Source organism: Nocardia sp. 852002-51101_SCH5132738 (assembly GCF_001665695.1).
Taxonomy (GTDB): Bacteria; Actinomycetota; Actinomycetes; order Mycobacteriales; family Mycobacteriaceae; genus Nocardia; species Nocardia nova.
Genome location: NZ_LZML01000159.1, coordinates 1 through 12,245 on the forward strand (window position 1 = coordinate 1; position 12,245 = coordinate 12,245).

Consider the following 12,245-nt stretch of genomic DNA (forward strand, 5'->3'; position numbering starts at 1 on the left):
GCAGGGGGCGACGTTTTCGACGAAGTGGCCGACCATGTGCCGCGACAGCGACCACACATCCTTCAACGGCGACGACATGGGCCGTCCCGAGAAGGTGAGACTGGACCGGTTGGAGCTGTCGACGGTCATCACTGACTCCTTCTACTCCCGAACTATCTGTTCCGGCGGTTAACGCTAACCGGCGGGCCGGGAACCGAGGGTGCTTCGCGAATCGTCTGTGCGGAAATCGAAGCAGGTCGGCGGGCCGTTGTGATCGCTCACAGTCGCCGGGACGCGGATCGGTTCCTCAATGCCACAATCGGCGGCAGGGCAGCGGTCGCAATCCGGGCCGGACCATGCCGTCCACGGTGACCGCCAGCCCGGAATGCACGGCGGCGGCGGCGAACTCCCAGGCCTCGGCGCGGGTGGCGGCGTATTCGAGCACCATGTCGCCGTCGGGGCCGGTGCCGCCGAAGTAGACCGTGATCCGGCGAGTGGGGATGTCGGGGGCCGTTTCGGAGATGTCCATAGCCGTGCTCCTTTGCATCGGTGCAGGAACGAAGCTACGTACTCGCGGGTAACCCGAACAGGTTTCAGCGCGGAATTCATCGCGTGACACATACCGCCGCGCGGCAAACTTGTGATTTCTCAGGAGCTGCGGTGCCGATTTCGGGTTGCCTCGCGCGCGCGATAATCTCTTGCCCATGGGCCTCACCGCGGTCCGGCGGGCGCTGAGCGTCGCCGCCGGCAGTCTGTTGCTGTTCGCTGCCGCCACGACTTCCGCACCGGCGCAACCGATCTACCCGGCACCGGACCCGGATCCGTTCTACGCCGCGCCGGCCGATATCGCCGAACACAAGCCGGGCGATGTGCTGGCGACGAAACCGCTACCGCCGCTGGACATCTTCCCCGACACCGACATCACGCTGATCAAGTTCCGCTCGACCAATTCCGAGGGCAAGCCGATCGCGGCGACCACCACCGTCCTGACGCCGCGCAAGCGGGCGGCCGACGGGCCGCTGCTGTCGTATCAGACGATCATCAACGGACTCGGCGCCGATTGCAGTGTCTCCCATGTGCTCTACACCAAGAACCCGGATCTGATGGTCCGCGAGGCGCCCGCCTACAACGTGGTGTTGCAGCGCGGCTGGAGTATCGCGATGCCCGACCATCTCGGGCCGCAGTTCGCCTACGGCGCAGCGCGTCTGGGCGGCCAGATCACCCTGGACGGCATTCGCGCGGTGCAGCACGCGGCCGATCTGAAACTCGAGCACAGCCCGGTGACGATGGCCGGCTACTCCGGCGGCGGCATGGCCACCGCATGGGCGGCCGCGCTGGCGCCGGTCTACGCACCGGAACTGCGCATCGCAGGGGCCGCGGCCGGTGGCGTGCCGATGAACATGGTGAAGATGCTGGAGGGCCTGGGGTACGGCTCGCATCCGGCCTTCGGCCTGGCGATGGCGGCCGGACTCGGCCTGGAACGTGAATACCCCGACCGGTTCCCGCTGTCGGACCAGCTCAACGACAAGGGCATGGCGGTGCGGCAGGTGATGGCGAACAGTTGCACCAACGGACTGCTGGCCGCGGGCGCGGGACACGGGGTGAGCGAGTTCGCGAAAACCACGTCGATGACCGAGGATCCGGTCGCGCGCAAGGTGGTCGAGGACAACAGCCTCGAGCTCTACACCGACAGCGTGCCGAATATGCCGGTCTTCGAATGGCATTCGCCCATCGACGGCCTGATCCCGGTGGATTCGATCGTCAATACCGATCGGCGCTGGTGCCAGGCCGGGGTCACGGTCCAGTCGGAGGCCATTCCGGTGCCCGACCACCTCACCGCGGCCGTGCTGGGTCTGCCGCAGGTGCTGAGCTGGCTCGACGGCCGCATGCACGCTCAGCCGGTGCCGAGCAACTGCTGAGCGCGCCGGCCCCGCACCGCGGGGGCGTGCCGGATTCGATATCGATGCGGACTCGCGGCGCGCACGATCCGAACACGCCGCCCGGACAGCCGGATTCGCCCCGGTAGTCTCGAAACACCTGGTTCAGCGCGGAACTCGGGTTGGCAGCGCACGGGAACCAGCGGTGAGCTTTAGTGGGGTGCGCCATGCGAATCCGGCATGTACTGGTCACGGCATTGCTGATCGGTTGCGGTCCTGTTGCGGGTACCGCAGCGGCCCAGCCGCCGATTCCCCTGCCCGCCTTGCCGTTACCCGCGATCGCCTTACCCGGGTTGCCGGGGCCACCGCTCGCACCCCAGGATCCGGATCCAGCGCGGTCGAATCCGCCGGCGCCGGGGCTCGCGCAGCTGCAGCAGTGGATCAACGTCCTGGTGCCGCCGCCACCCATCCCGGTGGCCGATCAGGCGGCCGCCGGGGAGACCGGCGTCACCGCCGACCTGGCCCGGCTGCAGCAGGCCGTCATGCCCTCGCCGGTGGGCGATCCGCTGCTCGACGACTGGCCCGCGGATCTCGCGGGGCTGCGGCCCGGTGATGTGATCGCGACCCGGGACGTGACGGCGACCGCCGCTCCGCTGCTGGTGGTGCCCGTGCGGCAGGCGTTGCAGGTGAAATACCGGACCACCGACGCACACGACGCGCCCTCGTATGCGACTGCGACACTGGCGATTCCGGCCGCACCGTGGACGGGTCCCGGATCGCGGCCGGTGCTGGTGAACAATCTTCCCATCGACGCGCTGGGCCGGACCTGCACGCCCGGCTACACACTCGCGCACGGTTTCTCCGGGGATACCGGCACCACCGATTTCGTCCCGCCCACCACGCAATTGGCGCTGTTGCGCGGGTACGCGGTGCTGATTCCCGATCACGAGGGTCCGCGAATGGCCTATGCCGAACCCTTCGTGGCCGGCCACGCCGTGCTCGACGCGATCCGGGCGATGCGCGGGGAGCTGCCCGCGGAATTCGGCGCCAGCCGCTACGCCATGCACGGATACTCCGGTGGTGCCATCGCCACCCGCGGCGCGGTGGCGCTGATCGATTCCTACGCACCGGAATTGGCGCCGCTGATCGTCGGTGCCGCATTGGGCGGCGTGCCGGCCGACTATCAGATCCTCTCGCAGAGCATGAACGCCAACTTCGCCTCGGGTGTGTTCCTGGCAGCCACCTTCGGAGTGGGACGGGAGCGGCCGGAAATCCTGGCCAGGATGAACAATCTGGCCCGGTGGGCGGCCCTCTCGCCGCTCAAGGACACCTGCGCCGGTGTGTTCGCCGTTCCCGGGGTGCTGTCACTGCCGATCGATATCGCCGCCGACACCCCCGATCCGCTGCACAGCGCACTGGCCGGTGACATCTACCGGGTGACGCGGATGCAGGGCATGAAATCCGCTGTGCCGCTGTATGTCTACAACGGCGAACAGGAATTCTGGATTCCGGCCGCCGGGGCCCGCGAATTCTATCGCGACCAATGCTCACTGGGCGTGGCGGCGGTGTATCGCAGCGTGCCGGGCGAGCACATCATCGCAGCGGGATTGGGGTATCCGGAGGCCATGGGCTGGGTCGATCAGCGATTGCAGGGCGTTTCCGCCCCGAGTGAATGCTGAAACGGCGGCGTCTTTCTCTCGCGCCGGGTCGCGGATGATTTTGTGCCGCGACCCCAGCCGCCCCCGGTGCGATTCATGAATTGTCATCGGATCGCCGGTGTTTCGGGTTCGAGGCGATTCCGTGGCCGTACCGTGATGTGAACGCGGCACCGGTTTTTGCGCGGACGGTGCCGCGTTCGGCAACCGGCGCACCCGCACCTTCTGTAAGGAGAGGAGGTCGGCAGTGCGGACGCCGGACCGGCCACCGGTGAGCGGCTCCCAACTCGAAGCCGCCGCTCACGGCGCACAGCTCGACCCGCGGCACCAGGACTTCCAACCCCTTCCTCGACGCGGTCACTGTGCGTAGCAGTGGAACCGCCCGCCGGGTGCACCCTCACCCCAAGGCATCCGGCGGGCACACTTCGCGCGGGGACAGATTCTGGAGCGACCCGATGACACCATCCGCACCCAGCCTGGCGGCGACTCTGACCCGAAGTGTGCGCACCGACGCGCCGGCGCCGCATTCCGACACCAGCGCCGAATTCGGCGCCGGGGTGCGGGAATGTCTCGCCCTGGCCGCCGATATGGTCGCCGAACCCGATCCTGAACCGGCGGATGCCGCGCGGCTGGCCGAACTGGTCGGCCGGGCCGGCGCCTGGGCACGTGAGGGCATCGACCTCGACACCGTGCTGCGCGCCTACCACGAGGCGGTGCGGCGCGCGTTCAGCGATATCGCCGGTGGCCGCGGTGACGGCGAGACGTTGTTCGCCGACGCCGAGCAGGCCCTGCGCCTGCTGGAGACGGTGACGGTGGCGACCTCGGCCGCCTATCTCGACGAACACCGTTCGGCCGCCCGGCATCATCAGACCGCGGCCCAGACCCTGGTCACCGCGCTGCTCAGCGGACACGGCCGCGCGGCGCTGGCCCGCCGCACCGGGATCGCGGTCGCGCCCGCCTATCAGGTGGTGGCGCTGTCGATCGCCCCGCATCCCGGCGAATCCGATCCACGTCGCAATGCCGAAACGGTGGCCCGCCGCAAACTGCGCCGACTGCAGAGCGCGCTGGCGCCGGTGCTGGGTTCACGGGCGCTGTCACTGCTCTCCGTCGACGGCGGCACCGTGCTGGTGCCGGTCGACGACCCCGATGCCACCGCCCGCATCGACGCCCCGGTATTGACCGCCGACACCCTGGACGTACTGTCCGCGGCGGCCTCGGTGCCGCTGACCGCGACCGTCGTCGCCGGTCCCACCGCACGCATCCCGGAGCTGGCCGCCCAGGCTCATGAACTGCTGGAACTGGTACGCGCACTGGGCCGCCCGCCGGGGCTGTACGAGATCGCCGACGTCGCGGTGGAGTACCAGCTGACCCGGCCCGGGCCGGCGCGTGCGCATCTGGCCGCGGTGCTCGGTCCGTTGCGGCCGCATCCGGATCTGCTGGAAACCCTTCGCGCCTATGTGGATTCGGGTCTGGATCGCAAATCGACCGCGGTGCGGCTGGCGATCCACCCGAACAGCGTCGCGCACCGGGTGCGGCGCATCGAGCGACTGACCGGAATCGAGCTGGCCCGCCCGGATGGTCTGGCGCGGGCGAGCCTGGCGTTGCTGGCCTTCGACCTCGCAACCGATTCGCGCGCCGAGGAGTATGCGTGAGCCTCGCCGTGACCGATCGCGATCTGCTCCGCGAGTTGGAACCCGTCGCCGAACGCTGCCTCGCGGATCATCTGCGCAAGGCACGTGCCTGGCATCCGCACGACTACGTGCCCTGGGGTGAGGGCCGCAATTTCGCGGCACTGGGCGGAAACGATTGGGAGCCGCGACAATCGGCGTTGCCGGAGGTGGCGCGGGTGGCGTTGGTCACCAATCTGCTCGCCGAGGACGATCTGCCCTCCTGCCATCGCGCGATCACCGAGATGGTCGGCGGCGACGGGCCCTGGGGAACGTGGGTGGGATGCTGGACCGCGGAGGAGAACCGCCACGCGATTGTGATCCGCGACTACCTGGTGGTGACCCGCGCGGTGGATCCCGTTGCGCTGGAACGCGCCCGGATGACTCGGCTGACCAGCGGCGTCGCCGCGCCGGAGGTCCCGCGGTTGCTGCGCGGGTTGGCCTGTGTGACACTGCAGGAGCTGGCCACCCGGATCAGTCACCGCAACACCGGCATCGCCTGTGGTGAACCGATCGCCGACCGGATGCTGTCGCGCATCGCCACCGACGAGAACCTGCATATGATCTTCTATCGCAATATCTCCCGGGCCGCCCTCGAGCTGGCTCCGGACGCGATGATGCGTGCGATCACCGAGGCGGTCACCGGTTTCCGCCTGCCCGGGTCGGCAGGGCCCGGCTTCCGGCGGCACGCGCTGCTGCTGGCCGCCCACGGCATCTACGATCCGCCGCAGCATCTGGAGACGGTGCTGCGTCCGGTGTTGCGCAACTGGCATGTGTTCGAGCGCACCGATCTGACCGGTACGGGGGAGCGGGCCCGCGACGAACTGGCCGCCTATCTGACCGCTCTGGAGAAGACGGCCGTCCGCTTCCGGGAACGGCGGGAACGAGCGCGCGCCCGGGAGACGGCGTTCGCGGACGGTCCGGCGGTGGTGCAGCGGTGATCACTCGTGCGGCGCTGAGCGCTGCCTTGGCCGTGGCCGCCGGCGCGATGGCGGCGGCTCCGGTGTGCGCCGATCCGGCAGCGCCCCCGCCTCTGGCCCCGCCGGCGATCGATCCCGCCGTGACGCGAACGGAATTGGTGCGCACCGAAACTCGCGGGCCGGGCTGGGATCGGCTGTACGTCGCCTCCGCCGCGATGCATCGAGTGGTGCCCATCGATGTGCTGCACGGCGCCGGGAGCGAACCCCGGCCCACCCTCTATCTTCTCGACGGTGTGGAGGGTGCGGCGACCTCGGGCTGGCTCACCGACGGCGACGCCGCGCGCTTCTTCGCCGGCAAGCCGGTCGACGTGGTGCTGCCCGGTGACGGCGTGGGCAGTATGTACGCCGATTGGGACCATTACGACCAGAACCTGGGCCTCAACCGCTGGGAGACCTTCCTCGTCGACGAATTGCCGCCGATCGTGGAGAAATATCTGCATGCCGACGGGCGCCGGGCCATCGCGGGAGTGTCGATGGGAGCGCAGGCGGCGATGATGCTGGCACAGCGCCACCCCGGCTTCTATCGCGCGGTGGCGGGCATCAGCGGCTGTTATTCCACCGCGGACGAGGTCGGCCAGGCCGTCACTCGCATTACCGTGGCCTCGCGTGGCGGCAACCCCGAAAACCTCTGGGGCCCAACGAATTCGCCGGAGTGGGCGGCCCACGACAGTTATCTGGGCGCCGATACCCTGCGCGGCACCCCGATCTATCTGTCGGCGGCCACGGGCCTGCCGAGCCCACCGGATCTGACCGCGATCGCCACCGCGCACGACGTCGCCGGTGCGCTGCGGTCCGCGGGTGGTGGCGTGGCGCTGGAGGCGGGGGCGCGCACGTGCACCGAGCGCTTCGCCGCGCGGCTCGCTCAGCTGAACATCCCGGCCACCGTGCGCTACATCCCCGCGGGGACGCATTCGTGGCCCGATTTCACCGCCGCCTTGCCGTCGGCGTGGGATGCGCTGGCCGTCGGGCTCGGGATAGCGCGGACCTGGGGTCCGCGCTGAGACGACCGGCGACTCCGGTTTCACTGTCGGGGCCCGAACACCTCCAGTACCACCGGCGGCAGATCCTGCGGGCTGACCGTGCCGACCACCGGCACGCCCGCATCGACGAAATCGGCTACGGCGCGGGGCATGTGGTCGGCCGAGGTGACGACCACCGCATCGCCGGCGCCCAGCGCGTGCATCATTTCCGCGGAGTTGGTGGCGTTTTCGACGGTATCGCCGGCACGTGATTCGATGTGGATCCGGTCGGGGGCCGTGCCGTGGGCGACGAGCCAGCGGGCCATGGCGTCGGCTTCGGTGGTGCCGCCCTGCGGATTTCCGCCGGTGACGATGATCGGCGAGGCCGGCGACACCATCGCCTGCACGAGCGCCGCCTCCAGCCGGGCGACGAGTTCGGGGCGCATGGTCCCGTCGGGCATCAGCCCGTAACCGAGCACCACGATCGCGGTGGTCGGCCCGTGCGGGGCGGGCAGCGGCGGCAGCGGATCGCCGACGGCGCGCAGCTGTTCGATGACGCCGGCCGCATCGGTGAGCGGATCGGCCGCGGCGGCGGGAAGCGCGACCGCGGTGAGAGCGCCGACGGCCAGCGCGGCGGCGGCGAGCAAGCGAAAACCGGTGGGTCGCACAGTGATACGAATGCCGGGCATCAGGACTCCAGACGACGTGGGGCCGTGCCACGTGCTCACGTGGACCGGACCGGACGGACAACTCCCAGTGAGAATCCGATATCTGTTCGTGATTGCGTCGTAATTGGTTGTATCGCTGGATATTTCACGGCACATTCGGGATTACTGCTGTGACTGCGCCGATTCGGGAAAAGCTCCGGCGTCGCCGGACAATTCGCCCGGCTGTGCAACTTCACTGCGGTCCGTTCGGCGTCTCGTGAGATTCCGAAGAGACTGCCTTTGTCCGTATCGGCGGCTCGTCAGCGACTTTAGCGTCTGAGTTCGGTTTCGGCCGCGCGGCTCGCGGTCGCGCATCGCAACAAAGAACGCCGATGTTCTGACGAAAGGTTCACCCATGAGACCAAACACCCGCCGCAGGTCGCTGAGCGCCGCGGTCGTCGTGGGGGTTTCGCTGTTGATGATGGGCTTCGCGGGGGTCGGCGCCGACGCCGAGCCGGCGGGGGCGTCGAACGATCAGCAGCAGGAGCAGCAACTGGTCGACTTCATCGACCAGGGACTGAAGAATCCCGCCGCCCACCCGATCGCCGACACCGGTAGCGCCGGCACCGGTTCGGCCTGCACCTCGGGCAGTGGCGCGGGCTCGGGCAACGGCTCCGGCGACTGCTACGGCGGCTCCGGGTCCAGCTCGGGATCATCGGGTGGAACCTCCAGCGACACCATCGGCTACGGCCCGGCACAGAGCTCGTTCCTGGCCGCCTTCGGCTACGGCCTGCTGCATCCGGATGTGGCCCCGCCGGGAACCAACGACTGGAACTGCAAGCCGACCGCGGCGCATCCGGAGCCGGTGGTGCTGGTGCACGGGACATGGGAGAACGCCTACGACAACTTCTCCTTCGTCAGTCAGCCCATCAAGGACGCCGGCTACTGCGTATTCACCTTCAATTACGGCAAATCCAATCTCATTCAGGGCGGCGGTCTCGGATCGGTGCTGCCGGGCGCCAACGGCACCGGTTTGATTCAGGATTCGTCGAAGCAGTTGGCGCAGTTCGTGGATCGGGTGCTGGCGGCGACCGGGTCGCAGAAGGTGAATCTGGTCGGCCATTCTCAAGGTGGCGCGATGTCGCGGTGGTATCTGAAGTTCGACGGTGGTGCGGCGAAGGTGCATCACATGATGACCTTCGGCGCCACCAACCACGGCACGACCCTCGACGGTATCGGTGCGCTGGGCCGGGCCATCAACAACTTCGGCATCGACGTGCTCGGACTGGTCGAGATCTTCGTGGGCCACTCCGGTATCCAGCAGACGGTCGGTTCGGATTTCGTCAATCAGCTCAACGCCGGTGGCGACACCATGCCCGGTGTGGACTACACGGTGGTCGGCACCCGCTACGACGAGGTCACCACGCCGTACGACCTGACCTTCCTGCAGCCCGGGCCCGGTGCGACGGTCGAGAACGTCACCTTGCAGGACGGATGCGAGCAGGATCTGTCGGATCACCTGACGATGATGTACTCGCCGCGGGTGTTGTCGATCATCCTCAACACCCTCGATCCGGCCCAGACTCCGGCGCTGACCTGCAGCTTCAACCCGTGGCTGCTGGGCGGCGGCGGCAAGCTCTGAGTCGTGGCGACCTGCCCGCCGGAACGCGAAAACCCTGAATTCCCATCGTGTTCCGGCGGGCCGCACGCCGCCGTGGGGTCCGGCGCGGATCGAGGACACGCCGGCCTCGTATCCGCGCTCAGGAGTGCACACACCCACGGTGGTGCGCCCGCCGGGCGATGCCCTCACACCGCATCGCCCGGCGGGCCTTTTCGTCTCGGCCCGCCGCTGCGGCGATCCGTTACTTCACGAAGGAGTTCTCATGTTCGGAAAGATGTTGCGCGGCAGCATCATTCCCGTCGTTCTGGTGCTCGCGGGCGCGGTGCTGGGGGCCGCGCCCGCCGGTGCGCGACCCGAACCGGTCGCCGCGGACGGGTCGGCGGTCACCGGCAGCTGGCGGCTCGATCCGCGCACCGAGCAGTTGCGGGTGCATTCGGCGGCGATGAACACCGACATCATGGTGAAGGTGCAATTGCCCGCCGACGACCAGGCGCCCGCGCCGGTGCTGTATCTGCTCAACGGCGGTGGGGGAGGCCAGGATTCGGCCACGTGGGAGCGCAACACCGATGTCGCGGGCTTCCTGTCGGCGAAGCAGACCTACGTCGTGCAGCCGGTCGGGGGCCGCTGGAGCTACTACACCGATTGGCGCGCGCCGGATCCGAAACTCGGTGTGTACAAATGGAAGACGTTTCTCACCGCGGAACTGCCGCCGCTGATCGACGGGCGCTATCGCACCACCGGCGCCAACGCGCTGGCCGGGTTGTCGACCTCGGGAACCTCGGTGTTGCAGTTGCCGATCGCCGCTCCGGGGCTGTATCGGTCGGTGGCCGCGTATTCCGGATGTGCGCAGATCAGTGATCCGATCGGCCGGGAATTCGTCAAGATGGCGGTACAGACCTGGGGCGGCGGCGATGTGGAGAACATGTACGGCCCCGACGACGATCCGATGTGGGCGGCCAACGACCCGTACGTGCACGCCGACGGGCTGCGGGGACTGAATCTGTTCATCTCCACCGGAACCGGTGTGCCCGGTATGTACGACGTGTACGGCGGCGACCACATGCAGCCCGGTCCGCGCGGATATCTGGATCAGCTCGTGATCGGCGGGGTGATCGAGGCCGCGGTGAACTGGTGTACGCACAATATGTCGACTCGTCTGGGGGAGTTGGGTATTCCGGCGACCTTCGACTTCGAACCCACGGGCACACACTCGTGGGGCTACTGGCAGGACGCGCTGAAACGCTCCTGGCCGGTACTCGCCGCGGGTCTCGGCATCGCGCCGTGAACCGGCCGGTCACGCCGTGACGGTGGCGTGCTGCGAGCGGGGCGGTTCGGGTGCGGCGGGTCACATCGGCCGGTACGGTGGCCCGGCAGTCGTAGACTGTGCACGAACGATACGACGATGGGACGGTCGCAACGAATGATTCGGGCAGGTGAGCAGGTGACCGGCGGGGTCCTGCGGTGACGGCGGCGGCCACGCAGACCGCCTCCGGACCGGGCGCGGGGGCGACTCCGCCGCAGCCGGTACCGGCGCTGGAGAAATTCGGATTCGCGGAGTTCCGGCGTACCGCCGCGATCGGCACGACGATCGGCAGCCGGGTGACGCGCCGGGTCCTGCGTGAGGGTCTGCGCCCGGCCAAGCGCCGACGGGCGATGGCCGACGGCACGGTCGACGGTTTCGAGGCGCTGGGCCCGATGTTCGTCAAACTCGGCCAGCTCATCGCCTCGTCGCCGGCCTCGTTTCCGGACGAGCTCGCCGACGCGTGCCTGCGCTGCCTCGACGACGTGCCGCCGTTTCCCGCCACCGACGCCCGCGCGGTGATCGAGGCCGATCTCGGCGCTCCGATCGACCGGCTGTTCCGGGAATTCGACGACGAACCGCTCTCGGCCGCCTCGGTGGCTCAGGTGCACGCCTGCGTGCTCGCCGACGGCCGCCCGGCGGTGCTGAAGGTGCAGCGCCCCGACATCGCCCGCCGCATGATCGTCGATCTGCGCGCCGCGTACCGGCTGGCCGGTGCGCTGACCAAACGCTCGGAGAACGCACGCATCGCCAATGCCGAAGGCGTGGTGCGCGACCTGTACGACACGACCGTCGCCGAGCTGGACTTCCGCAACGAGGCCCGCAATCAGGCGCAGGCGAGGGCCGATCTGGCCGCCTTCGGCGACAACACCGGTGTGGTCGTGCCCGAGGTGTACTGGGAGTACTGCGGTCCGCGCGTGCTGTGCATGGAGCGGATGAGCGGCATGCCGCTCGACCGCTTCGACGACATCCGCGCCGCCCATCCCGACCCCGAGCTGCTGATCCGCCGTCTGGTCAAGGCTTGGGTGGAAAGTGTTGTGGTGCACGGCCTTTTCCACGGCGACGTGCACGCCGGAAACCTCTGGCTGCTCGACGACGGCCGCGCCGCCATGCTCGACTTCGGCATCGTCGGCACCATGACGCCGCAGTGGCGCGCCTTCGTGCGCGCGCTGTTCCACGCCAGCGCCATCGACGGTGACTTCCGACCGGTCGCGCGGGCACTGCGGGAACTGGATCTGCTCGACGGCGACGACGGTGACGACGCCACCATCGGCCGGCAGCTGGCGACCGCGCTGGCGCCGGTGCTGTCGGACAAGCTGGCGAAACTGGATATGGGCAAGGTCGCGGCCCGGCTGGTGGAATTCGGCAAACGCCGGGGCGCCTCGGGCCCGCAGCAGTTGCTGCTGATGGGCAAACAGCTCGGCTACTTCGAACGCTATGCGGTCGCGCTGGCCCCGGGCTGGCGGCTCGGTCAGGATCTGTACCTGTTCCGCAACATCTTCCCCGAGGAGGTGGCCGCCAAGGTCGCCGCCGACGGCATCGAACTGCCCACCGACTGAG

Annotated in this window: 10 protein-coding genes; 8 read left to right on the forward strand and 2 right to left on the reverse strand. The window is 68.8% G+C overall.

The features are described 5' to 3' along the window. Positions 1-286: 286 nt before the first annotated feature. Entirely contained in the window at positions 287-508 is a 222-nt protein-coding gene (locus A5789_RS24400; RefSeq protein WP_030518370.1) for a hypothetical protein, read from the reverse strand. A gap of 175 nt (positions 509-683) precedes the next feature. Between A5789_RS24400 and A5789_RS24405 the strand changes: the two genes are divergently transcribed. The 5 genes from A5789_RS24405 to A5789_RS24425 all read left to right on the forward strand — a co-directional run bounded on the left by A5789_RS24405 (position 684) and on the right by A5789_RS24425 (position 7,159). Continuing rightward, positions 684-1,898, forward strand: a complete 1,215-nt coding sequence (locus A5789_RS24405; protein ID WP_030518371.1) for a lipase family protein — start codon at positions 684-686, stop codon at positions 1,896-1,898. A gap of 185 nt (positions 1,899-2,083) precedes the next feature. Beyond that, positions 2,084-3,535 carry a lipase family protein gene (locus tag A5789_RS24410; protein ID WP_082940924.1) on the forward strand — a complete coding sequence of 484 codons (1,452 nt, stop codon included), beginning with the start codon at positions 2,084-2,086 and terminating at the stop codon, positions 3,533-3,535. Positions 3,536-3,966: 431 nt separating this feature from the next. Continuing rightward, positions 3,967-5,163: a CdaR family transcriptional regulator gene (locus A5789_RS24415; RefSeq protein WP_082955833.1), complete on the forward strand. Its 1,197-nt coding sequence runs from the start codon at positions 3,967-3,969 to the stop codon at positions 5,161-5,163. After that, positions 5,160-6,119: an acyl-ACP desaturase gene (locus tag A5789_RS24420; RefSeq protein ID WP_064902743.1), complete on the forward strand. Its 960-nt coding sequence runs from the start codon at positions 5,160-5,162 to the stop codon at positions 6,117-6,119. Before A5789_RS24415 ends, A5789_RS24420 begins: the two co-directional genes overlap by 4 nt. Further along, complete coding sequence (locus A5789_RS24425) at positions 6,116-7,159, forward strand: alpha/beta hydrolase family protein (RefSeq protein WP_064902744.1); 1,044 nt, start codon at positions 6,116-6,118, stop codon at positions 7,157-7,159. Before A5789_RS24420 ends, A5789_RS24425 begins: the two co-directional genes overlap by 4 nt. Before the next feature lie 20 nt (positions 7,160-7,179). On the opposite strand, the gene A5789_RS24430 is transcribed toward A5789_RS24425, so the two are convergent. Further along, the gene (locus tag A5789_RS24430; protein WP_064902745.1) at positions 7,180-7,806 is read right to left on the reverse strand and encodes a YdcF family protein; all 627 of its coding nucleotides are present in this window, start codon (positions 7,804-7,806) and stop codon (positions 7,180-7,182) included. Between the two features lie 373 nt (positions 7,807-8,179). On the opposite strand from A5789_RS24430, the gene A5789_RS24435 reads away from it, so the two are divergent. From A5789_RS24435 to A5789_RS24445, 3 genes are all read left to right on the forward strand, one after another. Beyond that, positions 8,180-9,406 carry a triacylglycerol lipase gene (locus A5789_RS24435; protein ID WP_064923310.1) on the forward strand — a complete coding sequence of 409 codons (1,227 nt, stop codon included), beginning with the start codon at positions 8,180-8,182 and terminating at the stop codon, positions 9,404-9,406. A 241-nt stretch (positions 9,407-9,647) separates the two neighbouring features. Next, a complete protein-coding gene (locus A5789_RS24440; RefSeq protein ID WP_064906970.1) occupies positions 9,648-10,670 on the forward strand; it encodes an alpha/beta hydrolase family protein in 1,023 nt (340 codons plus the stop codon). Positions 10,671-10,846: 176 nt separating this feature from the next. Further along, positions 10,847-12,244, forward strand: coding sequence for an AarF/ABC1/UbiB kinase family protein (locus tag A5789_RS24445; RefSeq protein WP_064906957.1), 1,398 nt, complete (start codon positions 10,847-10,849; stop codon positions 12,242-12,244). Position 12,245 lies beyond the last annotated feature (1 nt).